Annotated in this window: 23 protein-coding genes; 10 read left to right on the top strand and 13 right to left on the bottom strand. The window is 62.5% G+C overall.

Annotation, left to right across the window (positions count from 1 at the left end; translation table 11 throughout):
* Window positions 1-67: 67 nt before the first annotated feature.
* The gene (locus J7I86_RS16390) at window positions 68-991 is read right to left on the bottom strand and encodes a carbohydrate ABC transporter permease (protein ID WP_214821495.1); all 924 of its coding nucleotides are present in this window, start codon (window positions 989-991) and stop codon (window positions 68-70) included.
* 41 nt (window positions 992-1,032) lie between these two features.
* Window positions 1,033-2,067 carry a sugar ABC transporter permease gene (locus J7I86_RS16385; protein ID WP_214821493.1) on the bottom strand — a complete coding sequence of 345 codons (1,035 nt, stop codon included), beginning with the start codon at window positions 2,065-2,067 and terminating at the stop codon, window positions 1,033-1,035.
* A 414-nt stretch (window positions 2,068-2,481) separates the two neighbouring features.
* Between J7I86_RS16385 and J7I86_RS16380 the strand changes: the two genes are divergently transcribed.
* Window positions 2,482-3,495 carry a formylglycine-generating enzyme family protein gene (locus J7I86_RS16380; RefSeq protein ID WP_214821606.1) on the top strand — a complete coding sequence of 338 codons (1,014 nt, stop codon included), beginning with the start codon at window positions 2,482-2,484 and terminating at the stop codon, window positions 3,493-3,495.
* A gap of 15 nt (window positions 3,496-3,510) precedes the next feature.
* Here J7I86_RS16380 and J7I86_RS16375 read toward each other — a convergent pair whose 3' ends face one another.
* From J7I86_RS16375 to gatC, 4 genes are all read right to left on the bottom strand, one after another.
* Window positions 3,511-4,068 carry a hypothetical protein gene (locus tag J7I86_RS16375; protein ID WP_214821491.1) on the bottom strand — a complete coding sequence of 186 codons (558 nt, stop codon included), beginning with the start codon at window positions 4,066-4,068 and terminating at the stop codon, window positions 3,511-3,513.
* A gap of 89 nt (window positions 4,069-4,157) precedes the next feature.
* On the bottom strand, window positions 4,158-5,666 hold the full coding sequence (gene gatB, locus J7I86_RS16370) for an Asp-tRNA(Asn)/Glu-tRNA(Gln) amidotransferase subunit GatB (RefSeq protein ID WP_214821489.1): 1,509 nt from the start codon (window positions 5,664-5,666) through the stop codon (window positions 4,158-4,160).
* Entirely contained in the window at window positions 5,666-7,219 is a 1,554-nt protein-coding gene (gene gatA, locus J7I86_RS16365) for an Asp-tRNA(Asn)/Glu-tRNA(Gln) amidotransferase subunit GatA (RefSeq protein ID WP_214821487.1), read from the bottom strand. Before gatA ends, gatB begins: the two co-directional genes overlap by 1 nt.
* Window positions 7,220-7,224: 5 nt before the next feature.
* Complete coding sequence (gene gatC / locus J7I86_RS16360; RefSeq protein ID WP_062067300.1) at window positions 7,225-7,521, bottom strand: Asp-tRNA(Asn)/Glu-tRNA(Gln) amidotransferase subunit GatC; 297 nt, start codon at window positions 7,519-7,521, stop codon at window positions 7,225-7,227.
* Window positions 7,522-7,871: 350 nt separating this feature from the next.
* Between gatC and J7I86_RS16355 the strand changes: the two genes are divergently transcribed.
* The 3 genes from J7I86_RS16355 to J7I86_RS16350 all read left to right on the top strand — a co-directional run bounded on the left by J7I86_RS16355 (window position 7,872) and on the right by J7I86_RS16350 (window position 10,643).
* Window positions 7,872-8,600, top strand: coding sequence for a site-specific integrase (locus J7I86_RS16355; RefSeq protein WP_214821485.1), 729 nt, complete (start codon window positions 7,872-7,874; stop codon window positions 8,598-8,600).
* A 98-nt stretch (window positions 8,601-8,698) separates the two neighbouring features.
* Window positions 8,699-9,883 carry a hypothetical protein gene (locus J7I86_RS23335; RefSeq protein ID WP_396019896.1) on the top strand — a complete coding sequence of 395 codons (1,185 nt, stop codon included), beginning with the start codon at window positions 8,699-8,701 and terminating at the stop codon, window positions 9,881-9,883.
* Window positions 9,777-10,643, top strand: coding sequence for a tyrosine-type recombinase/integrase (locus J7I86_RS16350; RefSeq protein ID WP_396019899.1), 867 nt, complete (start codon window positions 9,777-9,779; stop codon window positions 10,641-10,643). Before J7I86_RS23335 ends, J7I86_RS16350 begins: the two co-directional genes overlap by 107 nt.
* A 133-nt stretch (window positions 10,644-10,776) precedes the next feature.
* Here J7I86_RS16350 and J7I86_RS16345 read toward each other — a convergent pair whose 3' ends face one another.
* Entirely contained in the window at window positions 10,777-11,265 is a 489-nt protein-coding gene (locus J7I86_RS16345; RefSeq protein WP_214821481.1) for a GNAT family N-acetyltransferase, read from the bottom strand.
* A gap of 23 nt (window positions 11,266-11,288) precedes the next feature.
* Window positions 11,289-11,639, bottom strand: a complete 351-nt coding sequence (locus tag J7I86_RS16340; protein ID WP_214821479.1) for a helix-turn-helix transcriptional regulator — start codon at window positions 11,637-11,639, stop codon at window positions 11,289-11,291.
* 99 nt (window positions 11,640-11,738) lie between these two features.
* On the opposite strand from J7I86_RS16340, the gene arsB reads away from it, so the two are divergent.
* From arsB to J7I86_RS16325, 3 genes are all read left to right on the top strand, one after another.
* Window positions 11,739-12,836 (top strand): ACR3 family arsenite efflux transporter, encoded by a 1,098-nt coding sequence (arsB, locus tag J7I86_RS16335; protein WP_214821477.1) that lies wholly within the window; start codon window positions 11,739-11,741, stop codon window positions 12,834-12,836.
* 27 nt (window positions 12,837-12,863) lie between these two features.
* Window positions 12,864-13,286 carry an arsenate reductase ArsC gene (locus tag J7I86_RS16330; protein WP_214821475.1) on the top strand — a complete coding sequence of 141 codons (423 nt, stop codon included), beginning with the start codon at window positions 12,864-12,866 and terminating at the stop codon, window positions 13,284-13,286.
* A gap of 183 nt (window positions 13,287-13,469) precedes the next feature.
* Complete coding sequence (locus tag J7I86_RS16325) at window positions 13,470-14,852, top strand: FAD-dependent oxidoreductase (RefSeq protein ID WP_214821473.1); 1,383 nt, start codon at window positions 13,470-13,472, stop codon at window positions 14,850-14,852.
* A 103-nt stretch (window positions 14,853-14,955) separates the two neighbouring features.
* On the opposite strand, the gene J7I86_RS16320 is transcribed toward J7I86_RS16325, so the two are convergent.
* A complete protein-coding gene (locus J7I86_RS16320) occupies window positions 14,956-15,987 on the bottom strand; it encodes an ATP-dependent DNA ligase (protein WP_214821471.1) in 1,032 nt (343 codons plus the stop codon).
* Between the two features lie 360 nt (window positions 15,988-16,347).
* Window positions 16,348-17,880: a CitMHS family transporter gene (locus J7I86_RS16315; protein WP_214821469.1), complete on the bottom strand. Its 1,533-nt coding sequence runs from the start codon at window positions 17,878-17,880 to the stop codon at window positions 16,348-16,350.
* Between the two features lie 198 nt (window positions 17,881-18,078).
* Between J7I86_RS16315 and J7I86_RS16310 the strand changes: the two genes are divergently transcribed.
* Both J7I86_RS16310 and J7I86_RS16305 read left to right on the top strand, forming a co-directional pair.
* The gene (locus J7I86_RS16310) at window positions 18,079-19,779 is read left to right on the top strand and encodes an ATP-binding protein (protein ID WP_214821604.1); all 1,701 of its coding nucleotides are present in this window, start codon (window positions 18,079-18,081) and stop codon (window positions 19,777-19,779) included.
* A complete protein-coding gene (locus J7I86_RS16305) occupies window positions 19,772-20,431 on the top strand; it encodes a response regulator (RefSeq protein WP_214821467.1) in 660 nt (219 codons plus the stop codon). Before J7I86_RS16310 ends, J7I86_RS16305 begins: the two co-directional genes overlap by 8 nt.
* Window positions 20,432-20,458: 27 nt before the next feature.
* Here J7I86_RS16305 and J7I86_RS16300 read toward each other — a convergent pair whose 3' ends face one another.
* Both J7I86_RS16300 and J7I86_RS16295 read right to left on the bottom strand, forming a co-directional pair.
* Window positions 20,459-20,839 (bottom strand): RidA family protein, encoded by a 381-nt coding sequence (locus J7I86_RS16300; RefSeq protein ID WP_214821465.1) that lies wholly within the window; start codon window positions 20,837-20,839, stop codon window positions 20,459-20,461.
* 57 nt (window positions 20,840-20,896) lie between these two features.
* Window positions 20,897-21,409: a GNAT family N-acetyltransferase gene (locus J7I86_RS16295; protein ID WP_214821464.1), complete on the bottom strand. Its 513-nt coding sequence runs from the start codon at window positions 21,407-21,409 to the stop codon at window positions 20,897-20,899.
* 298 nt (window positions 21,410-21,707) lie between these two features.
* Between J7I86_RS16295 and J7I86_RS16290 the strand changes: the two genes are divergently transcribed.
* Window positions 21,708-23,075 carry an LLM class flavin-dependent oxidoreductase gene (locus J7I86_RS16290; protein WP_214821462.1) on the top strand — a complete coding sequence of 456 codons (1,368 nt, stop codon included), beginning with the start codon at window positions 21,708-21,710 and terminating at the stop codon, window positions 23,073-23,075.
* Between the two features lie 33 nt (window positions 23,076-23,108).
* On the opposite strand, the gene J7I86_RS16285 is transcribed toward J7I86_RS16290, so the two are convergent.
* Complete coding sequence (locus tag J7I86_RS16285; protein ID WP_214821461.1) at window positions 23,109-24,317, bottom strand: AAA family ATPase; 1,209 nt, start codon at window positions 24,315-24,317, stop codon at window positions 23,109-23,111.
* Window positions 24,318-24,339: the final 22 nt, after the last annotated feature.

The raw sequence follows: 24,339 nt of genomic DNA, 5'->3' as shown, positions 1-24,339 counted from the left end.
TGCGTTTCTTTGTGGCTTGAGTGCTGTAGGGGTTGGGTGCTGTAGCTTTCGGCGCTCTTTGGATGGTCTAGCCCTTCACGGCGCCGGTGATGACGCCCTTGGAAAAGTGCTTTTGGAGGAACGGGTAGACCATCAGGATCGGGACGAGCGCTACCACCACTACGGCCATCTGAATGGACTGCGGCGGCGGTGTGGTGGTGATTCCCAATTGGTCCGCTGCGCCACTGCCTTGGACTACGAAGTTGCGGAGGAGCAACTGGATGGGCCACTTGCTGTGATCGTTGATGTAGAGCAGGGCGTTGAAGAACGAGTTCCAGAAGCCCACCGCGTAGAACAGCCCGACGACGGCGATTACGGCTTTGGACAACGGCATCACGATCCGCCACAGGATCTGCCAGTCGTTGGCGCCGTCGATTCTGGCGCTTTCGATCAGTTCGCCTGAGATATTCATAAAGAACGACCGCATGACCACAAAGTTGAAGGCCCCGAAGATGCCCGGGAGGATCAGCGACCACAAAGAGTCCAGCAGACCAAGTTGGCGGATCATCAGGAAGGACGGGATGAGTCCCGGCGCAAACAGGAGCGTGAACAGGACTGCGAGGACTACCGGCCTGCCAAAAAGTACGGTGCGGCTGGTGGCGTAGGCCATGGTGATGGTGACGAACAGCGCCAGGATGGTGCCCACTGCGGTGACCAGCATGCTGACCCCGAGTGATTGCAGCACCATGGGACCTTTGAAGATGGTGGCGTAGGCCTCGAGAGTTGGACGTTCAGGCCAGAGCACGAATCCGCCGGCTTTCACGAGTTGTTCCGTGTCAGCAAGGGATGTGGAGACTACCAGCAGGATAGGCGTGAGGATTGACACGCTGAATACGATCAGAACCACTACCTTGACCGTTTGATACAGCGCGGAAGGCTTTTCCTTCCACACCGGGCGCTTGGGGTTGTAGCTAAGCTCCCGAGGTTTTCTGGTGAAAAATGTTGTTGCCATGGGTTCTCCTTGTGCGGCAGGCGCACGGGTCAGCGGGGCTTTCAGCGCACTTGTTTTGCGAAGATTCCGTCTTCGCCGAAGCGGTGGGCAAGTTTGTTGGCGCCGTAAATGAGCAAGGCGCTGACCAAGCCCTTGGCAAGTCCTGCTGCCGCGCCTGAACTCCAGCCGCCTCCCACTACGCCGGTGTAGTAGGTGAAAGTGTCCAGCACTTCCGCAGCGCCAGCTCCCACTGCATCCCGTTGAAGGATGAACTGCTCAAAGCCCACCGAGAGGATGTCGCCGATGCGCAGGATCAGGAGGAGGACAATGACGGGCCTGAGCCCGGGAAGCGTGATGTGCCACATCCGGCGCCAGCGTCCAGCACCGTCCGCCGCTGCAGCTTCGTAGAGCGAATTGTCGATGCTGGCAAGGGCTGCCAGAAAGATGATCATGGCCCAGCCGGCATCCTTCCAGATCATCTGGACCACCACCATGACCGGGAATGTTTCCGGGTTGGTCATGAAGGGAATAGGGTCCATTCCCCAGTCCCGGAGGAGGTTGTTGACGAAGCCCGCGCCGCCCAGCATCTGCTGGAAGAACGCGATCACCAGCACCCAGGACAGGAAGTGCGGGAGGTAGGCGATGCTCTGGAAGATCCGCCGGACGCGGGTGCTGATCAGTGAATCTACGATCAGGGCCAACACCAGCGGCACCGGGAAGAGGAAGACCAGCTGCCAGGCCGCCAAGTAGAGCGTGTTCCAGAAAGCGTGAACAAAGTCCGGATTGCCGAACAGGTCCACGAAGTTCTGCCAGCCCACCCAGAGGCTGTCACCGATGCCCAGATACGGCTGGTAATCCTGGAAGGCGATGACGTTGCCGAGGATGGGGATGTAGAAGAAGAGAAGCAAGAAGGCCACACCGGGCAGCATCATGAGCAGCATCTGCTTGTCTCGTCTCAGACGGGACCGGAAACTCTGCTGCGGGACCCTGATTCTCTTCCGTTTCCTGGGACCGGATCCGGAGGCGTTTCCACCTGCCGGGCCCGCGACTCGGCGGGCTACGGGCAATGCCGGAGCCTGTTCCGTCGTCGAGTTCATGCTGTCTCCTCTAGTACCGAGCCGGAACCATCAATGTGATTCAAGCCACGCTCGTTAACCGTTTAACAAACAATAAGTGATGGGCATCTCTTTATGCAAGAACATGATCGAAACTGATCCTGGAAATCACTTTTCGTCATTCTTGGGAGGTCTGCTGCATCCGCAGAACGGGGAGCGTTGTGTCCAGGTAGTTCAGGGAAGACTCTTCCGCACCCACAGCCGCCATCCGCACCCGTAACGACGGGCGCATTTAGCGGAAAGTGGTGCGCCGCCGGGGCACAAGAGGCGCACGCGGCGGAAAGTGGTGCGCCGCCGGGGAACGAGTGGTGCGCCGTCCAGGGTAGAAATGTGCCTTGGGCAGGCAACGGTCCCCCGCTAAAGTACTAGCAGGTGGAAGTCGGACAGAAGGTTGAGATGGCAGACTGCTGTAACCCAGGCGCTGACGCCCGGGCGCATTCCGAGCCGGGGCGGCCCCTCCCCCTGCGCGCGGTGGACGGACACCGGGACGTACGCACCGCCGTCGAGCCTTCCGCAAGCAGCACCGCAGCGTCCAAGGGAACACTCGACGTCGATATCCCCGCCGGAACGTTCTCCATGGGCGATCCGTTCAACGAGGGCTACAAGGACGATGGCGAGTCACCTGTGCACGAAGTGTTCGTCTCACCCTTCCGCATCAGTGCCACCACGGTGACCAATGAAGAGTTCGCTGAGTTCATCGATGCCACCGGGCACCGTACCGAGTCGGAAATCTTCGGTACATCAGCGGTGTTCCATCTGGCCGTGAAAGCCGACAAGCATGACATCCTCAACCGGGTCAACAACGTCCCTTGGTGGCTGAACGTCCGTGGGGCGGACTGGGCGCACCCGACCGGGCCTCTCTCTAGTTGGTCAGAGGCCCCCGACCACCCTGTCACCCACGTGTCCCACAACGACGCTTTGGCGTATTGCGAATGGGCCGGGCGTCGGCTGCCCACGGAAGCGGAGTGGGAGTACGCGGCCCGCGGCGGGCTGTCCGGGCAGCGCTATCCCTGGGGCAATGCTCTGCACAACGTTGCCCCAGGCGCCGCCGCTCACAACTGCAATATTTGGCAAGGCGATTTCCCTTCCCGCAACACAGTGGACGACGGCTACCTCACGACCGCACCTGCCAAGTCCTTCAGCCCAAACGGCTATGGGCTCTACCAAACCAGTGGGAACGTCTGGGAGTGGTGCAGCGACTGGTTCCTGCCCAAGTACTACAAAACGTGCCTCGCCCAAGGAGTGGTGGAGAATCCGAGGGGCCCCTCCATCGGCCGCGGCAGGGTGATGCGGGGTGGCTCGTACCTCTGCCACGACTCCTACTGCAACCGTTACCGCCTCGCAGCGCGGAGCTCAAACACGCCGGACTCCGCCAGCGGAAACCTTGGCTTCAGGACAGTAGCGCTCTAGGTATTGGAACCCCGGTTACTTGGGGCCATGCCCGCGCTGATGCCCGGGGCCCTTGACACCGGCAGGCAGTTCACCGGACACAACTCTCGTAGCCGTCACGGTTTCGCCATCCTTGGTGCCACTGACGCGCACTGTGTCACCGACCTTGAGATCAGCAACCGTGGCCGATGGCAGCGACGGTTTGCCCTTGCCGTTCCGGAGCTCTGAGACGTCGGCGGGGACTTTGATGATCCGCGTATCCGCGTTGATTACATAGCGTTGCGTGAAGCCGTCTTCGCTCTTCACCGTCATCCCGGTTTCACTAACGGATTCGGGAGTTCCGGCCTGAGTGAGAACAGTACGGTAGCTCCCGTCCTGCTGCTTCACAACGTGTTCGCCATGGATAGGCTGCCCGCGACCTTCCATGGATTTGGCTTTCGCGGACGAAGACGGAGTGGGTGAAGCGGAAGGGCCCGACGGTGATGGGCCGGGTTGGGTGCCCGCCCACACAGCGGCGGCACCGCCGCCGGTCAACGCGACGGCGATCGCCCCGGCAAGGAGGCCCTGACGAAGGCTTGGTTTGAGTATGGCCATGAACCCATTGTGCGCCCAAACCATGCAAGCCCAAAGCAAAGTAGGCCGCAGTAACAACTGCGGCCTACTTTGATGGAAAGTGCGGGTACTTAGCCCTGGACGCCGAGCTTCTCCAGGATGAGTTCGCGGACGCGCCCAGCGTCTGCCTGGCCACGCGTGGCCTTCATGACACCGCCAACAATCGCGCCAATAGCCTGGACCTTGCCCCCACGGATCTTCTCCGCGACGTCCGGCTGTGCTGCCAGGGCGGCGTCGATGGCTTCGAGGAGCGGACCGTCGTCGGACACCACCGCAAGGCCACGCTTCTCAACGATTTCCGCCGGAGTACCTTCGCCGGCGAGCACGCCATCCAAGACCTGGGTTGCCATCTTGTTGTTGATCTTGCCGCCTTCAACAAGCTTGTTCAGCTCGACGATGACCTGCGGCGTGACACCAAGCTCGGAAGGATCGACGTCAGCAACCTTGGCGCGGCCAACGATCTCGCCCATCCACCACTTTCGGGCAACATCTGCGGACGCACCGGCAGCGATGGTTTCCTCGATGGAGTCCATGACACCGGCGTTCACCACATCGCGGAATTCCAGATCGGAGTAGCCCCAAGCTTCCTTGAGGCGTTTGCGGCGCTCGGCCGGCGGCTCAGGGAGGGTGGCGCGGAGTTCTTCCACCCACTCACGGGAGGCGACGACGGGAACCAGATCCGGCTCCGGAAAGTAGCGGTAATCGTCGGCGTCGGACTTGGGCCGGCCCGACGTCGTCGAACGCGTGTCCTCGTGCCAGTGGCGCGTCTCCTGGATGACCGGCTCGCCGGAATCAAGGACGGCAGCGTGGCGCTGGATCTCGTAACGGACGGCGTGCTCGACGGCGCGCAGCGAGTTCACGTTCTTGGTCTCCGAACGGATACCGAACCTTTCCCGGCCGTGCGGGCGCAAGGAAACGTTGGCGTCGCAACGGACGTTGCCGCGCTCCATCTTGGCATCCGAAACACCAAGGTTCTTCACGATCTCGCGGACTGCCGCGACGTAGGCCTTGGCCAGCTCGGGCGCACGGCTGCCGGCGCCCTCGATGGGTTTGGTGACAATTTCAACCAGCGGCACACCGGAACGGTTGTAGTCCACCAGCGAGTAGTCGGCACCCTGGATACGGCCCGCAGCGCCACCCATGTGAGTCAACTTGCCGGCGTCTTCTTCCATGTGGGCGCGCTCGATCTCCACGCGGAAGACCGTGCCGTCCTCAAGCTCAATGTCGAGGTAACCGTCATAGGCGATCGGTTCGTCGTACTGCGAGGTCTGGAAGTTCTTGGGGGTGTCCGGGTAGAAGTAGTTCTTCCGGGCGAAGCGGCAGGACTCGGCGATCTTGCAGTTCAGGGCAAGGCCGATCTTGATGGAGGACTCCACGGCCGTTTTGTTCACCACCGGCAGCACGCCGGGCATGCCCAGATCGACCTCGTTGACGTTGGTGTTCGGCTCATCACCGAAAACGTTCGGCGCGGAGGAGAACATCTTGGTCTTGGTGTTGAGTTCCACGTGGACCTCAAACCCCAGGACGGGATCGTACTTCTCCATGGCCTCTTCGAAGCTCAGGGTTGCGTCGACGGACATTAGTTGGAACCTCCGGCGGTGGTTGAAGCTGAACCGAGGAGAGGCGCCTGTGCAAGCATCGGGCCGCCCCACTTCTCTTCAAGGATGGATTCGAGGACCGCACCCACGCGGTACAGGCGGGCATCTTGCCGGGCAGGAGCCAGCAGCTGGATGCCAACGGGCAGGCCGTCTTCGTCAGCCAAGCCACCCGGCAGGGACAGGCCCGGGATACCGGCGAGGTTCGCGGGGATCGTTGCGACGTCGTTCAAGTACATCGCCAGAGGATCGTCCAGCTTCTCCCCCAGCCTGAACGCCGTGGTGGGCGCGGTCGGGGAAATCAGGACATCAGCCTTCGCGAATGCGGCGTCGAAGTCACGCTGGATCAGCGTACGGACCTTCTGTGCCGAGCCGTAGTAGGCGTCATAGTAGCCGGCGCTCAACGCGTAGGTACCGAGGATGATGCGTCGCTTCACTTCGTCGCCGAAGCCGGCGGCACGGGTAGCACCCATGACGCGCTCGATGGTCATGGGACCGTCCTTGGGCAGGACACGCATGCCGAAGCGGACGCCGTCGAACTTGGCCAGGTTACTGGACACCTCGGACGGCATGATCAGGTAGTAAGCACCAAGGGCGTACTTCAAGTTGGGGCAGGAAACCTCAACGATTTCAGCGCCGGCATCCCTGAGCAGCTGCAGGGACTCGTTGAAACGGTTCTCGACACCGGCCTGGTAGCCCTCGCCGTGAAGTTCCTTCACAATGCCGATCTTCATTCCGGCAACATTGCCCACACGGGCAGCAGCAACAAGATCGTTGAAAGGATCCGTCAGCGACGTGGAGTCGAAGGGGTCGTGGCCGCCGATGACTTCCTGCAGCAGCGCCGAGTCCAACACCGTACGGGAAACCGGGCCGATCTGGTCCAGCGACGACGCCATGGCTATGGCACCGTAACGGGAAACAGCACCGTACGTCGGCTTCACGCCAACGGTTCCGGTGACAGCACCGGGCTGGCGGATGGAGCCACCCGTGTCAGTGCCGAGGGCCAGCGGCGCTTCGAAAGCGGCGACGGCGGCAGCGGAGCCACCGCCCGAACCGCCAGGAATACGGTCCAGGTCCCACGGGTTGCGGGTGGGTCCGTAGGCCGAGTGCTCAGTGGAGGAACCCATGGCGAATTCGTCCAGGTTGGTCTTACCCAGGATGGGCATCTTGGCCGCGCGCAGCTTCTTCACCACGGTGGCGTCATACGGGCTGTGCCAGCCCTCAAGGATCTTTGAACCAGCCGTCGTGGGCTGGCCAATGGTCACGATGAGGTCCTTCACGGCGATCGGCACACCAGCGAGGGCATGCAGCTCCTGCGCGGCGGAACCTCCGGCAGCGCGGGCAGCATCAACCTCGGCCGCAACAGCCAAAGCCTCTTCGCTGTTAACGTGCAGGAACGCATTAACCTGACCGTCGACGTCGGCAATGCGGTCAAGATGCGCCTGCGTTACCTCGACGGCGGTAACCTCGCGGGAAGCCAGCTTCGCAGCGAGATCGGCAGCGGAGTGACGGATGAGTTCGTTCTTCAGCTCAGTCATAGTGATTAGTCCTCATCCAGGATTGCCGGGACCTTGAAACGGTTCTCGAAAGCATCCGGAGCGCCGGACAACGCCTGCTCAGCGGTGAACGTGTGGCCCACAACGTCCTCACGGAACACGTTGGTCAACGGAATTGGGTGCGACGTCGCCGGGACGTCCTCTCCCGCAGCTTCGCTCACGCTCTTTACCGAATCCACGATGACAGCAAGCTCAACAGCCATCCTGTCCAGTTCTTCGGCACTCATTTCAATGTGAGCCAGACGCGCAAGATGCGCGACGTCGTCACGGTTGATCGCAGCCATGGATCTCCCCTGCAAAGTTCGAATGGTTTTCCGGACCAGTCTACTTGGCTTGGGTGAGCCCACGGACGGCCGGGTGAGCTATGTGGAAAGTGCTCGCCTTCGGCGGCTTGCCGCGGACGATCCCTCGGCTGCTCGCTCGTGCCGCCCCACCGTCTCCCTAACCTCGCAAGCTCCGCCAGGGAACCCGGACGGCGTGGGCCCAGCTTAGACGCAGCCTACGCGATGTCCCCGACTACCGCCCGCTGCCCATCTCACCTAGCGGTCGGCATGTTAACTGCACCTTGTGTTGGGTCTTTTGGCAATCAACGGCAGGCAGGCTGGGATCTGTGACGAGGCAATTGGGCAGGGTCGTGAAATCGGATACCGGTCTGCCGTTCCGTTTACTCTTCCCCGACACGGAACATCAAGCCGTTTCGTCATTTCTGCGCGACCTGTCGGCGTCAGACTGTTCTCCGGCGACACTGCGCAGCTACGCCTATGACCTGCTTCGTTGGTTCCGGTTTCTCCACGGCAGGTTCGTGGCGTGGGAGCGTGCTGAACGGCTGGACGTCCGAGCGCTAGTGGAGCACATGAGGGCATCCCCGACAGCCAACGCACTTCGCAGAGGCCCCGAAAACGCAGCAGCGACCAACGCGGTAACCCGCAAGCCGGGAGCGGGGACCACCTTCTCGGCAAACTCGATCAACCACCAGCTGACGGTACTGTCGAGCTTCTACGACTTCGCCCTTGAGATGAACTTGGGGAGGACAAATCATCGAATACAGGCCCGTCAGGCCTTCGATGCAGGAACTCCTGGCCCCCAAAACCAGGAGTGGGAATTTCGGGCGTTGCAGCGACTCGGCTGGGACGAGGCGTTCGCTTGGGTCGAGAGCAACAACGGGCGCTACGGCAAGAGTAAGCAGTACCGGAAGGCATGCCAGCGGGCCACCCATGACATTCTGCATTGGCTTATGAACTTCCTGGCGATACGTGGGATGAACGGTGGTTTGCCTCCGGGCTGGATGAGGCACCAAAGACCGGTCTTGCCGAACTCAGCAGGCGTCTGGCCCTGCCCGCACAGCACATCAGCCTGGGGATGACGAGTCTCGTCCGGGCCCGGCTTGTCCGGCCATCCTCTGAGTGGATGTCCTCATCGAAGCAGTGGCAAAACAGTCGAGGGGCGGTCACGTTCCTTGATGTGGCAGAACCTGTAGAAACAGCCCGGATGCAGGAGCTTCCCCAGTACCGCGCCGCTCACGAACTGGTTCGTCGGAACGCCGAGAACGCCATTGCCCGGATCCTGGTAAGGACCGGGAAGCGGCTCGGCCAGCTCACCGGAGAAGACATCCTCGCTTATTCGCACCTAGCGAGAATGAATCAACGTCACGCCAAAGAACACTTGGCGTGGGAGCTTCTTGTGGCACTGGGTCCGTTGGCCGGGGAACCGCCCACCTTGCGGGCAGCATGGCATGCCAACGTCGCCAACCGCCGCCATACGGTTGAAACCCTTGTCGGTCGTTACGGCATCCCACAATCAGGTGTCCGAGACCTGCTGATCGACTATCTCGAAGAACTCAAACCCAACATGGACTACAGCTCATTGGAAGGCCTTGCCTACCGGCTCGTCCGGCTGTTCTGGGTAGAGGTCCTAGAGATCAATCCCGGTCAGGAGAACCTTCGCTTGGCACCGGACGTGGCCGCCAAGTGGCGTGAACGTGTCAAGGTCACGCTGGATGGGTTGCCGCGCCGTGAGACCGCCTCAACCTACTTTGCAGTCCGGGCTCTTTACCGCGATCTCGCCGAGTGGTCACACGAGCAACCGGAACGCTGGGCTGTCTGGGTCGCCCCGATCCCGCTTCCGCGGGCCGAGTCGAAAGCCGTGTCAAAGCAGCGCCGCCAAGTCCAGGCGCGTATGCAGCAACGCACCCGCTCCTTGACACCCTTGCTGCTGGCCTTCATGCGCTCCGCTGAAGACCTGCGCTCGAAGGGCGCCGTCCTGCTCGAACGCACCCTTTCGGCCGGCCACGGGGAAATCTTCACCATCGACGGAGTGACTTACCGACGCCATGACCCTCCGGTGCGGGGCAAGATTAATGCCAGAGTTCGGGTCTGGGCTGAGGTGTTGGCTGCCGATGACGAGGCCAGGCCGCCGGCACCGGTCGGAAAAACGGGCCGATATCACGGCGGTGGAAGCCGACGGATTCTGGGGTTGGGCAGTAGCGGCGACTTTCAAAGAGACCGGCGTGCGGATCGAAGAACTGCTGGAACTAACCCAGTTGTCCCTGCGCCACTACGTCGTCCCCACCACCAACACCATTGTGCCGCTCCTGCATATCGTTCCGTCCAAGAACGACCAGGAACGCCTCATCCCCATGTCCCCTGAGCTCGTGAAAATTCTGGTGGAGGTCCAGCGTCGCGCCAGGGGCACAAACCAGACCGTCCCCCTGTCCAGCCGGTACGACCCCAACGACAAGACATTCAGCGAAATGCTGCCACACCGCCAGACTCATTGGGCCACCCAGAACGTCTTGTCCTATAACCACGTACGGAAATTGCTCGTCCGCATTGCATCCCATGCCCGGCTGAGCGACGGCGGATCGCCTGTGACGTTCACACCCCACGATTTCCGGCGCCAGTTCGCCACCGAGCTCGTCGGCGCCGGGCTGCCCTTGCACATCGTCTCGACCCTGCTCGGCCACCTCAACCTGGAAACGACCCGTGGCTACACCGCCGTGTTCCCCGAACACGTCATCGATGCTCACCACGCCTTTATTGAACGGCGCAGACAGACCAGACCCGACCGCGAAAACCGGCCCGCGACCCCCAACGAGTGGGAAGAATTCGAGCAACACTTCCTCCTGCGACGGGTGGCTCTGGGTACCTGCCACCGCCCCTACGCAACCCCGTGCGTGCACGAACACGCTTGCATCAAGTGCCGCTTCCTGCAGGTGGACCCTGCACAGTCCGGTCGATTGGAGGACATGACGGTCAACGCAGAAGAACGCCTGGAAGAGGCCCGCAGCCATCAGTGGCTCGGCGAAGTCCGTGCCCTGGAACAAAGTCTCATCCATCTCCGCAAGCGCCGGGATGAGGCGGGGCAACCAGGGGTGACCGGCCCAAGGCAGCAAGCCCACTCGAAATAGCCAGCGCCTTGCCAGGGCACCGATGGGATCCCTCTGAGGCGCGGCTCTTATCAGGTACTACGTCTGTGGAGGCCAGCATTCCCACAGTTCAGACCATTGAGGAGGCGTCTCAAACGACCTTCGGAAGCCAGGATCAGACGTCTATCGGGGACCGACGTTCGAGCAGGATGGTGTCGCGCCACTGTCCGGCGGCGGGGCCGTAGGTCATGCGGGCGATGCGGCTTCTGAGGCCAATGACCCGGAACCCCGCACCTTCGTGGATCCGGAGACTGGAGTGGTTTTCCGGGAAGACGCTGGATTGAATGGTCCACACTCCACCGCGCTCGGTGGAGTCGATGAGCGCCTGTAGAAGTGCTTTACCGAGACCAAGCCCACGGGCTTCAGCGGCAACGTACACGGAGTGCTCGACTACACCCGCGTAGACCGGCCGGGACGATACGGCAGAAACGGCCGCCCAACCCACAACTCCATGCTCGGCAGTCTCCGCTACGAGCCGGTGCTCTTGCAGCCTGGACGAGTCAAAAGAATCCCAATCCGGGGCGTTCGATTCGAAGGTCGCGTGCCCCGTGTCGATGCCTTCCTGGAAAATCCGCTGCACAGCCGACCAGTCGGACTGTTTCATGGGCCGTATCTGCATATCAGGGCTCATAGGGCAGCCAGGATCCCCGCGACATCGTCCAAGGCCCCCGGGATCAGGGAGTAGTAGGCCCAAGTGCCGCGCTTTTCGCGGTGCAGCAAACCTGCCTCGACCAGGATCTTCAAGTGGTGGGAGACAGTCGGCTGGCCCAGGCCAAGAGGTTCGGTGAGGTCACACACGCATGACTCACCTGACTCCCCGGCTTTGACGATGGACAAGAGCCGCAGCCTGTTGGGGTCGGCCAGGGCCTTGAAGACGAGGGCTTTCTGCTGTGCTTCTTCAGCGCTCAGTGCCGGCTTCCCGGACGGGACGCAGCATGAGGCGTCAACCTCGGGCTCAAGAGTGTGCAGAGAGTTCATGTCTCCCATTATGCACGTAGATTGACATTCATCGATATAGCTGGGGATACTGCACATATCGATCTTCATCAATTTATCGCTTAGCTGCACAGGAGACCCGTGACCACCCGGACTGACACACCATCACTGCGCCAGGATGAGGCTGCCGTCGTTGGCAAACTCTCCACTCTCGATCGTTTCCTGCCGGTGTGGATCATTGCCGCTATGGCCCTTGGCTTGTTGCTGGGCAGCCTGATTCCGGGCCTGAACACAGCGCTGGAGGCCGTGAAGGTCTGCGAAGTGTCCCTGCCGATCGCCATCGGCCTGCTCGTGATGATGTACCCGGTCCTGGCCAAGGTCCGCTACGACCAAGCGCATCGCGTGCTGGCTGACCGGAAGCTGATGATCACCTCACTGGTCATCAACTGGATCCTGGCCCCGGCGTTCATGTTTGCCCTGGCCTGGATCTTCATCCCGGACCTGCCCGAATACCGCACGGGACTGATCATCGTCGGTCTGGCACGCTGCATCGCCATGGTCATGATCTGGAACGATCTGGCCTGCGGCGACCGCGAATCAGCGGCCGTGCTGGTATTCATCAACTCCGTCTTCCAAGTGATCGCATTCGGCGCCCTCGGCTGGTTCTACCTCCAGTGGCTGCCGTCCCTGTTGGGTCTGCCCACCACCAGCGCGGACTTTTCCTTCTGGGCCATCACCGCATCGGTGCTGATCTTCCTCGGCGTCCCGCTGCTCGCCGGCTTCCTGACCCGCACCATCGGCGAGAAGGCCAAAGGCCGGGACTGGTACGAGAACAAGCTCCTGCCCAAGCTCGGCCCCTGGGCGCTCTACGGCCTCTTCTTCACCATCACGCTCCTGTTCGCCCTACAGGGCGGAACCATCACCTCCCGACCACTGGACGTGGTCCGCATCGCGGTGCCGTTGCTGGTCTACTTCCTGGTCGTCTTCGGGATCGGCATGGTCCTTGGCCGGCTGCTCGACCTTGGTTACGCCAAGACCACGACCCTGGCCTTCACCGCAGCGGGCAACAACTTCGAACTCGCCATCGCCGTAGCGATCGGCACCTTCGGTGTCACCTCCGGCCAAGCCCTCGCCGGTGTGGTCGGGCCACTGATCGAAGTCCCGGTCCTCGTCGCACTCGTCTACGCCGCCCTGTGGGCCCGTAAACGCTTCTTCCCCGCCGAACCGGCTTCCCTCTAACCACCGATAGTCCCCTTGGAGAACATTATGAGCACCGAAACCACCAAGAAACCCTCCGTCCTGTTCGTCTGCGTCCACAACGCCGGGCGGTCCCAGATGGCCGCCGCGTTCCTGACCACCCTTGGCAAGGGTGAGATCGAGGTACGCTCCGCAGGTTCGCAGCCCGCTGACAAGGTCAACCCCGCCGCCGTTGAAGCCATGGCCGAGCTTGGCATCGACATGTCTGCAGAAATCCCCAAAATCCTCACCACCGAGGCCGTCAAGGAATCCGAAGTGGTCATCACCATGGGCTGCGGCGACGAATGCCCGTACTTCCCCGGCAAGCGCTACGAGGACTGGGTCCTTGAAGACCCGGCCGGGCAGGGTGTAGCCGCAGTCCGTCCCATCCGCGATGAGATCAAGACCCGCATCGAGGGCCTGATCGCCTCGCTGATCCCCGCCGCCAAGTAAAACCACCCCACTGGACGGGAGGGGGTGAGCTGGATGGACACCGAATGCTGCACCGACACGGGCTGCTGCGACGAAGACGATCTGGACTGCTGCTAAGCAGCACCGCCCAGGCCTGCCGGCCCCACAAGGACCGGCAGGCACCCCACCCAAACCGCCACCACATCGGAAAAGTAAGAGGACAGCATGGATTCAGTAAAGAACCTTCCTATTGCAGTGATCGGCGCAGGCCCGGTCGGACTCGCAACCGCAGCACACCTGCTCGAACGCGACCTGGAACCAGTCATCTTCGAAGCCGGACCCACCGCCGGCGCCGCCATTGAGCAGTGGCGCCACATCCGCCTGTTCTCCCCGTGGCGATTCAACCTCGACGACGCCGCCGTGCGCCTGCTCGAACCCACCGGATGGGAAACCCCCCGACTTACCGCACTGCCATACGGTGGCGAACTCATCGATGACTACCTCACCCCACTGGCTGCGACCGCACAGATCGCCTCCCGGCTCCAGACGGGGGCCCGCGTCATCGCCGTCACCCGACAGGGCATGGACAAAACCCATACCAGGGACCGCGACACCACCCCCTTCGTCGTCCGGGTCGAGCACGAAAACGTAGAAGTCCGCGACCACACCGTCGCCGCCGTCATCGACGCCTCCGGCACCTGGTCCACCCGAAACCCGCTCGGCACCTCCGGCCTGCCCGCCATCGGCGAGAACGCCGCAACAGATCGGATCTCCTCACCCCTGCCCGACGTCACTGGACGGGACCGTGCCGCCTTCGCCGGCCGCCGCGCCCTCGTCGTCGGGGCCGGTCACTCTGCAGCGAACACCTTGATCAACCTCGCCAACCTAGCCAAGGAAGAACCCGGCACCACCATTCTCTGGGCCGTCCGTGGCGCGTCCGCGGAGAAGGTCTATGGCGGCGGTGACGCCGACGGGCTGCCAGCACGCGGCCAGCTCGGATCCCAGCTACGCCGCTTGGTGGATTCAGGAGCCATCGAGCTGCACACCGGTTTGGGAATTGCCGCCCTAAAATCGCTGGACTCCGGCGTGAGCGTCGAATCCGTGGATGGTCGCACCGTGGAGGCCGACGTCGTCGTGCCCTGCACAGGTTTCCGGCCCGACCTGGATGTTCTTCGCGAACTACGCCTCAACCTTGATCCGGCCGTGGAAGCGCCCACCGAGCTGGGCCCGCTGATCGATCCCGAGTTCCACTCCTGCGGCACCGTCCCGCCGCACGGCGCGAAACTGCTCGCCCACCCAGACAAAGACTTCTACATCGTCGGCATGAAGTCCTACGGACGGGCCCCGACCTTCCTGCTGGCCACTGGCTACGAACAAGTCCGCTCTGTTGCCGCAGCCCTCGCCGGCGACCAGCAGGCTGCTGACACCATCCACCTTGACCTGCCCGAAACCGGTGTCCGCTCCACCGATGCAGGCACCAGCTGCGATGTCCCCGCAGCAGCCGCCACAGCGCAGGAACCCGAGTCACAGGGCGGTTGCTGCGCTGCACCGGAACCAGCATTCATCGGGTACCCGACCGGGCTGGCCCACCGCCGCTCCGGCGAATAGTAGCCCGCCAACGCGACAGAGAGCATCGCCCCGGACCACCTAAAGGGAGTACTGCCATAGCTTCGAGTACCGAAAAGTTTGTTTTAGGGAAGCGCCGATAGTTTTACTTGGCGGCGTCTTTTAGTCGTGCCGGGAGTCTGACAGCGGAAGGGGCTAGTTCGGGCCTGGCCCTGCGATAACGCAGGGCATGCCGAAACGAGCGGCCTGACCACGCGGCATCCGCTGCCACCTCCACCACAATCGGTTTAACGAGCGTCAGATCAACAGGCGACGCGTCGCGGTTGAACCGGTCAAGCGTTGTCCCTTTGACTGTCGACGGCCACGGATGCGGCCCCGTTGGGGGACGTAGCCATCGGGCAAGGGAACGGCTGTCTGCCGGATTCAGCGGTGAAGTGCGGCCAACAATCCGCAGCTCACCATCAATGGGCAGTCCTGCCACGACTTCTGTCGGTCGCTGCACGGAGCCGATGACTGCCCCACACACGACATCCAGCTCCGAGATGTGCTTCGATTTCAGCCAGATCCTTTTCCCGCCCAGATATGGCTGGGTACTGCTCTTTGCCACCAGACCTTCGAATCCGGCTCCTCCCAGATCCTCAAACCACTCCCGCGCGAGATCTCGATCCGTTGTCTGGGGGGACAACGAAAGCGGGGGAGACCAGACCGTGGCCAGCTCGGCCAACAGCGCTCTACGGTCCGCCAAGGGCAAATTTCGGGCATCAAGTCCTGCTACGCCAAGGACGTCGAAGCCGATGAAACTTGCCGGCAGATCCTGGACCATTGAGAGCAGACTTACCCGGCCAGCCGACAGCCGTCGCTGGAGAGCCTCAAAGTCCATCCTCCCCTCGGACCACACGACCGCTTCGCCATCGACCACGCAACCGGCAGGAATCATCTCTGCGGCAGCGGTCTCCAGCTCCGGGAAGTATCGAGTCAGGTCCTTGCCCTGCCGGGACCACAGGCTCACACGGACCTCTTCACGGAAAATAACGACGCGGTAGCCGTCGAGTTTGGGTTCAAAGACCATCAGCCCCGGTAACGCGGAATCCGGCGGAATGCCCTTGACGGCCTTTGCCAGCGCAACTTCCAGCGGCGGGTGAAGCTCCCACGGAACTGCTTCACCAGAATGCGGCATGCCCCAAGGATAGGCCTGTCCGAAACGTCATGGGCAGGAAAGTCTTGACGGAGTCCAGTGAAAGCGCCCACCCCACTTCGGCTCGCAACAACAAACGAGACAGCAAAGCGGACCATTCGCACTTTGCTGTCTCGTTGGGTTGGGGCCGTGGGCAGAGTGGCCCTTAACGCAAAACCGGGCCACGCATCCGGTTGGCCCCCAAAGCGAAACGAACCAGGCATCCGGAAGCTTGCGTCTAAGCGAGGTACGAGCGAGCAAGCGGAGGATGTCTGGTTCGTTTCGCGCCGCGGCGCGGAGGATGTCTGGTTCGATTTGCGCCCACGGGCACGCGGAGGCGGCCGCTATGGACCGTCCCGCGGGTTAGCCGATGCCGATGGCTCCGGTCAGGACACCTACGGCCAGCATCACAATCGAGATCACTGCCGTGCGCCAGAGGACCTTCTTGTGGTGGTCGCCCAGGTCTACCTTGGCGAGGGAGACCAGCAGCAAGATGGCCGGGACCAGGGGGCTCTGCAGGTGGAACGGCTGCCCGGTGATGGAGGCGCGGGCCATATCCACTGCATCCACGCCGTAGTGCGCGGCGGTTTCGGAGAGGACGGGCAGGACCCCGAAGTAGAAGGCGTCGTTGCTCATGAAGAACGTCATGGGGATGCTCAGCAGGCCGGTGATGACTGCCATGAACGGACCCATTTCGGCGGGAATGATCTGGACGAGCCACTCGGACATTGCCTTGACCATGCCGGTGCCGTTGAGGACACCGGTGAGAACTGCGGCGGCCATGACCATGCTGACGACCGCGACGATGGACGGTGCGTGGGCAATAAGCTGTGCGCCCTGGTCCTTGACCTTGGGGAAGTTGACCAGCAAGGCAATAGCGGAGCCCACCATGAACACGAACGGCAGCGGAACGATGTTGGCCACCAGGACCACCATGACGGCGACGGTCAGGCCGAGGTTGAACCAGAACAGCTTAGGACGCAGAGTTGAGCGGTTGGGGTCCAGCGCGGTGTCCGCCATGGCGGTGTCGTGATCGTCAGCAAGCGTGGCGGGGTCTTCGAGAACCGCGACGCCGGAACCTCCGCCGGTGCCCGGCTTGCCTGCAGTGGCGCCTGGCTTGCCTGAAGTTGAGGTTGAGCCGTTGCGGCCAAAGAAGCGACCGGCACCGAAGCCTGAACCCGAATCCCTACCAGAGCCGGCGGCAACCGAACCGCCGCGGCCCGTGCCGCCGTCGAACGCTTCGGAAGGATCGGCGACGTCGCCCCAGATCTCGGGAGCAGAAGTGCGGAGGCGGTTGCGTTCCTGCAGGCCGAGCAACCAGGCGAAGACCAGAACCACGATCAGGCCAACGATGAGTGAGGGGACCATGGGCACAAAGACGTCGTTGACGTCGAGGTGAAGCGCGGTGGCTGCGCGGGCAGTGGGGCCACCCCACGGCAGGATGTTCATGGTGCCGTTGGCGAGGCCCGCGACGCAGGTGAGGACCACTGGGCTCATCTTGAGCCGCAGGTATACCGGGAGCATGGCGGCCGTGGTGAGGATGAAGGTGGTGGAGCCGTCGCCGTCCAAGGAGACTGCGGCTGCCAGGATGGCGGTGCCGAGCACAACCTTGGCGGGGTCGTTGCCCAGCTTGCGCAGGATGAACTTGACCAGGGGGTCGAAGAGTCCGACGTCGATCATCAGTCCGAAGTAGATGATGGCGAACATGAGGAGCGCGGCCGTGGAGGTCATGGACTTCATTGAGTCCATCACCATGTCGCCGATGCCGAGGCCCGCACCGGCGAAAAGGCCGAAGACGGTGGGGACGATGATCAGCGCCAGGACTGGCGTCAATTTTTTGGTCATGATCAGGACCATGAATACCGCAATCATTGCGAATCCAAGCAAAGCCAGCACGGCCGGCTCCTTACTACTGTGAATGGCGCCACGTCGGTGTGATGCGCACTACAGACGATATGGTGGCGCCGGTCACCGGCAGGGGTTTCGGGGAATTGTTGGGAATACTGCTCGTTGCGAACGTTTTGCGCATTGTGCTCAGTGATTCAATGGATGAGGAGGAAAGGAGCGAAGGTGCCGCGCAACAACCCTGTCAGCATGCGTTTCTCCACCCAAACGCTCCTCCTCCAGCTCGGGGTGGTTCTGCTGGTGGTCCTGCTCAGCGGTACAGTCCATGCCTGGCTGGTGTACGAACGGATTGGTACCGAAGCCGAAAACCAAGCCCTCACGCTCGCCCGGACTGTGGCCGCTGATCCCGATATCAGGTCCGGCGTCGAGGCCATCAGCAAAGAAGAAGGAACGCCACCTCCGGAGGTCCTCGCCGCCGGCAGCCTTCAAGCTGCGGCAGAAGCCGTCAGGGTCCGGACCGGCGCCTTGTTCGTGGTCATCACGGATGAAACCGGGCTGAGGCTGGCCCATCCGGAGATTGCGCGGCTGGGTGAACGTGTCAGCACGGATCCTTCAGTTGCGCTGGGCGGGCAGGAAATCACCACCCGCAACACTGGGACGCTGGGGCCCTCGGCCGGGGCGAAAGTGCCGGTGTATTCGCCGGAGAGCTCAGGGACAATTGTGGGCGAAGTCAGTGTGGGCTATTCCGTTGAGTCGCTCAGCAATAGCCTTGCCCGCGACATTGTGCCCATCGCGCTCACCGCTGGTGGCGCCTTGCTTGCCGGCGTCCTGGCCTCCTTCCTGCTCCGGCGCAGGCTGCAACGGCTCACCCTCGGCCTGGAACCGGAAGAAATCAGCACCTTGGTCCACGATCAAGTGGCGGTGCTCCAAGGCGTGGACGATGGCGTGATCGGCATCGCCGCGGACGGACGCATCTCAGTGTTCAACGCCGCCGCCGCACGACTCCTGGACATGCCCGACGCCACTGGTCGGGACTGGGCATCTGCGAAGGTTCCCCAACAGCTCAAGCAGCTCACCCAACCGGCAGCCCGTGATGCCGAGGCCGTTGAAATAGTGGCCGGCGGACGCGTTTTGGTGGCCAGCGCGCGCAAAGCATGGCACCGGCAAGAGGACCTCGGCTGGGTGGTCATGCTGAGGGACCGTACTGAATTGCAGCAACTCACCCGCCAGCTCGATGCCGTGGGGACCATGTCCACTGCCCTCCGCGCCCAACGCCACGAGTTCGCCAACCAACTCCACACCATTGCCGGGTTCATGAGCATCGGCCAGCACGACGCCGCCAAAGAGTATCTGGCCCGGATCTCAGCCACCGGGCCCCTGAAGTTCCCGGTGGAGCAGGCAGAGCTGCTTCAGGACACCTACCTCCAGGCGTTCGTCGGCGCGAAAGGCGTGGAGGCATCGGAGCGCGGAGTGGCCCTCCGCATCGGACCCGAAACACTGGTCCGTGGTCACGTGGCCGATCCACAGGACGTCACCACAGTGCTCGGCAACCTGATCGACAACGCCGTGAGCGCCGCCGTCGCCGGCTCTTCAGCGGAACGTTGGGTGGAGGTTGAACTGCTGGACGACGCCACCACAACCAGCGGGACCTTGCACATTCTGGTGGGCGATTCAGGAGACGGTCTGGGGAGCCTGGAACCGGAAGAGGTTTTCGCGGAAGGATTTACGACGTCGGAACAACCGGTACGCTCGGGGGCTGGACAAGGTTTGGGGTTGGCGCTGGTGCGGCAGCTTGCGCGTCGGCGTGGTGGCGATGTCCGTGTCTTGGAGCCCGGGACCAAGGGTGGTCCGGGCGCCGTGTTCATGGCCGCTGTCCCTGGCGTCATGGATTCCGTGGAACCCACCGGCTTGAAGACCGACTCACCGTTGAGGGAGGACAGCAATGGCTGAGGATTTGCGGGTGTTGATTGTGGACGACGACTTCCACGTGGCAAGACTCCACGCAGCCTATGTTGATTCCGTGGCCGGTTTCATGGCCTTGGCGCCGGCCGGATCCGTTTCCCAAGCCCTGCAGGCCATCCATAGCCTGCGTCCCGATCTGGTGCTCTTGGACGTGTACTTGCCGGACGGCTCCGGCTTGGACCTGTTGGGACAGTTGGATGTGGATGCAGTGATGCTGACGGCTGCCTCGGATGCCCAATCCATCAAAGTTGCCCTGCGGCGCGGTGCTTTGGGCTATATGTTGAAGCCCTTCACCGCCGAATCCCTATCCCAACAGCTGAGATCCTACGCACGGTACCGGCGCATCCTCGGTCAGCAAACAGCCGTTGACCAAGTCACCATTGAACGCGCCAAACGGTCCCTGATCCCGGGCGATGTCACACCATCAGCCAAGCCCCGGTCTGCCACGGAAGCAGCGGTCCTGGAATCGTTGCTTCCCGGGGAGCAGTATTCAGCTGCCGAGGTTGCTGAAAGGGTGGGCGTATCCCGGGCCACGGCGCAAAGGTACCTGTCCTCGCTCGCGGACGATGGCGCCGTCGAAATCCAACTGCGTTACGGAACCACGGGCCGCCCTGAACACCGCTATGGCGTCCCGGGCTGACCCGAAGAGGTTACAGCTGTTGGGTGACTACGCGGATTTTTGCGCCACGAGTTCGATCTCCACCAGCATGTCCGGGTCAAGGAACGGCAGGACGTGCACCAAGGCCAGCGTGGGTCGGATTTCACCGAAGACTTCTCCGTGCGCTCGGCCGGCATCTTCCCACTTGCTGATGTCCGTCAGGTACAGCTTGGACTGCACAACGTCCTCGTAGGAGAATCCGGCGTCTTCCAGAACGGTGCCGAGCTTCTCGAGGATGTACTTGGTTTGGGAGTAGAAGTCGTCTCCAACTATGCCCTCTGGCCCGGATGCGGCCGTAGCCGAAATGAAGAGTGTGTTGTCCACCTGGACTGCGCGGGAATATCCAAGGGTCTGTTCCCAAACCGAGCCCGTGCCGAATGTCTTGCGCATGCCGCGCCTTTCCTGTCGCTTCGCACGGTCCGGTGACCGGCGTTTACGAAGGAAACTTTATGACTGCGAGAGGTCCAGCCGGTAAACGAACAGCTTTATGTCGGTCCCGGGAACGAACCAGTCGCGGTGCGGGGCCCTGTGGAAGCCAGTGCGGGCGTACAGGGCGTTGGCGCTTTCCCACGTGGCGCCCGTGGTCAGGGATACAGCGTTGATTCCGTCCATGGACCTGGCTTGCTCGACGACGGCCTGCACCAAGGCGCGGCCCGCACCGGAGCGCTGGACTGCCGGATCCACCACGAGGGTGCGCAGTTCCAGTTCGTCCTCAAGGCCGATGTCGGAAAAGCCGCCACCTGCCGGTGCCGCGGTGACCGAGCCGACGACCTCGCCGTTGCGCTCCGCCACCAGGATCTCTGCGTGCTCCGCGCGTCCGGCCACATCCTGAAGCTTCTGCAGGTACGGGTGATCGGCGTCGCCGTAGTACCCCGCCGTGACGTAGGACTCCTGCGTAATGCGGGCAACGGCGTCGTAGTCTTCGGGCAGGGCGGGACGGACGGTAATCGGCGAAAGCACCTACCAATGGTAGTCGGGCATCCGGTGGCCACTACGCCAAATGCCCCTTTCCGTGATGGAACTATCAGTCACGTTGGGAACGCACGACGCCGGCATGGTTTCCATGCGGTGATCCGTCCAAGCCTCCGTGGGCTGCTTTTTTGTTGCCTCCCATGGCGTCGAATTGAGTTGCGTTGCGCGCGGTGAACCCCGGTTTCGTGCTGTTGCGCAGACATGTCGGGCCGCTGGCGGAGGTCTTTGGGCACGTGCTTGAGTTGCCACACACCAGCCGCCAAACGTCCCGATCCGAGGAGCACCCATGACCCCGCCAGACCGCCAACTACACTTGAACGCATTCCTGATGAGTACCGGACACCACGAAGCATCATGGCGTCTACCTGAGAGCGACCCCCTGGCCTCTACCAAGGTGGAGCACTACCAGCACCTCGCCCGCACAGCCGAGCGAGGAAAGCTGGACTCCATCTTCTTCGCCGACTCCCCCGTCCTGTTCGGTGAAGTGGGTCGGCGCCCGGCCGGGAAGTTGGAGCCCACCGTGCTGCTGACGGCCCTCGCCGCAGCGACCCAAAAGATTGGCCTGATCGCCACCGCATCCACCACCTACAACGATCCTTTCAATCTTGCCCGCCGCTTCGCATCCGTTGACTGGGTCAGCGGAGGCCGCGCAGGCTGGAACGTTGTGACCACCGCCGGTCCCGATGCCGCGCGGAACTTCGGCGTAGACGACCAGCCGGCGCACGCAGTCCGGTATGAACGGGCCGCCGAGTTCATTGACGTTGCGCAAAAGCTCTGGGACAGCTGGGAAGACGACGCCATCCTGGCTGATAAAGCCAATGGGGTCTGGGGTGACGATACAAAGATCCGCACCGTGGACCATGAGGGAAAGCACTTCCGTGTCCGTGGCCCACTAAACGTTCCCCGGTCCCCGCAAGGCCATCCGCTGATCGTGCAGGCCGGATCCTCGGAAAACGGCAAGAACCTGGCAGCGCAGTACGCAGAAGCCGTGTTCACAGCGCACCAGACCCTCACCGACGCACAGGCTTTTTATTCAGATCTGAAGGCACGCACCGCAGCCGTGGGCCGTGACCCGGAAGGCATCAAGATCCTCCCCGGAATCGTCCCGGTGATCGGCTCCACCGAAGCTGAAGCCCTCAAGCTCGAGCACGAACTGGACCAACTCATCAAGCCCGAGTACGCCCGTGAACAACTCGCAAAGACTCTCCGTTTGTCCCCTGAAGACCTTCCCTTGGACCGCCAACTGCCTGCCGACCTGCCCTCAGAGGACGAGATTGAAGGAGCCAAGAGCCGCTACACGCTCATTGTGGAGCTGGCCAGGCGTGAACAGCTCACCGTCCGCCAGCTGATTGGACGCTTGGGTGGCGGACGCGGCCACCGAACCTTCTCCGGTACACCGGAACAGGTGGCCGACGCCATTCAGGACTGGTTCTACGCAGGAGCAGCCGACGGCTTCAACATCATGCCGCCGGTGCTTCCTTCCGGTTTGGAGATTTTCGTGGACCAGGTGGTGCCGATCCTTCAGCAGCGCGGCCTGTTCCGCACCGAATACACCGCGTCCACCCTTCGCGGGCACTACGGGCTGACACGACCGGAGAACCGTTACGCCGGGAACGCCCCGCAGGAGCTCACGTCCATCGGTTCTGCGTTCTGAGCTGCGCCAAAGGTTCGCATCTGTCAGCCCTGCTTATCGCTTAGGCCAGCTCCACAAAGGACCTTCCAGCGGCCCCAGGCCCTTGATCCTGGTCTCACCGAGGTCCTTGTAGAGTTCATGCTCATGGGCGGCCCCACTCTCGCGGAGCGCTTTGAGCAGGGCCCCGGAGTGGGTTACCACGATCATTTGGCTGTTGGCACTGGCCTGGACAATCAGTCCGGCCAGTGCCGGCATCAGGTCAACGTGGAGGCTGGTCTCGGGTTCGTTCAGCACCATGAGCTCCGGGGGCCGTGGCGTCAGTAATGCTGCTGTGAGCAGGAGAAAGCGAAGGGTCCCGTCGGAAAGTTCGGCAGCTTTCATCGGTCGCAGCATGCCGGGCTGACGGAGCTCCACGCTGAACCGTCCATCGTTGGTTGCGATTTCCAATCGGCTTCCAGGAAAGGCGTGATCGACGGCGGCATCCAACTGCCGCTCGAAGCCCACCTCGCGGAGCGTTTGCAGAGCTGCGGCGAGGTCCTTGCCGCTGTGGTGCAGCACAGGTGTGCGGGTGCCGAGCTGCGCCTGACGCGCTGGAGCCTCGGCGTCTGTACGGAAATGGTCGTAGAACCGCCAGGAACGGACAGAGTCACGAACCCGCAGGACTTCCGGTGCCCTGTCCTGGTCCGAGACCTCCGTCAGCATGCTCTGGAACGTGTCCAACCTCCGCGACAACTCACTCCACTCGCCGTCCGGTCCTCGCAGCTTGGCCAGGCTCCCCTTCCGGTCCACCAAGAGAGATCCCGGCCGCGCAACGGGGCCGGAGAAAATCTGTTCCCGCTTGATCTCAGGATCCAGGCTGAACGCCGAGGGGCGGGAACGGCCGGTTTCCTGGTCAAAACCGGCACCACTGGACACCGGCATCCCAAGGTCCACCAAATATCCGAAGTCGTCGCCGGAATAACCCAGTTTCAGGTTCACCGATTCCCGACGGACTGTCCCTTGGACGGGAACTTCGCCACGGCGCATGGCTTCGCTGATGGACTCAGGGCCGGCCCACAGTGTGGAGGCCAACCCGCCATCCCGGGCCAAGGATCCCACTACGTTTCCGGAATCTCCCCCGGCGCACTCGGCCAACAACCTCAGCGCCCGGTAAAGGGAGGACTTCCCGCTGCCGTTGGCCCCGGTCACGATGTCCAAGCCGTGGAGTTCCATGGCAAGGTCCCGAATGGAACGATAGTTGGCGATGGCGAGTGCTTTGATCATTGGTTGAGGGTCACTGATTGAG

The organism is Arthrobacter sp. ISL-95, assembly GCF_018613695.1.
Classification (GTDB): Bacteria; Actinomycetota; Actinomycetes; order Actinomycetales; family Micrococcaceae; genus Arthrobacter.
This window is presented reverse-complemented; position numbering and strand designations above follow the sequence as displayed.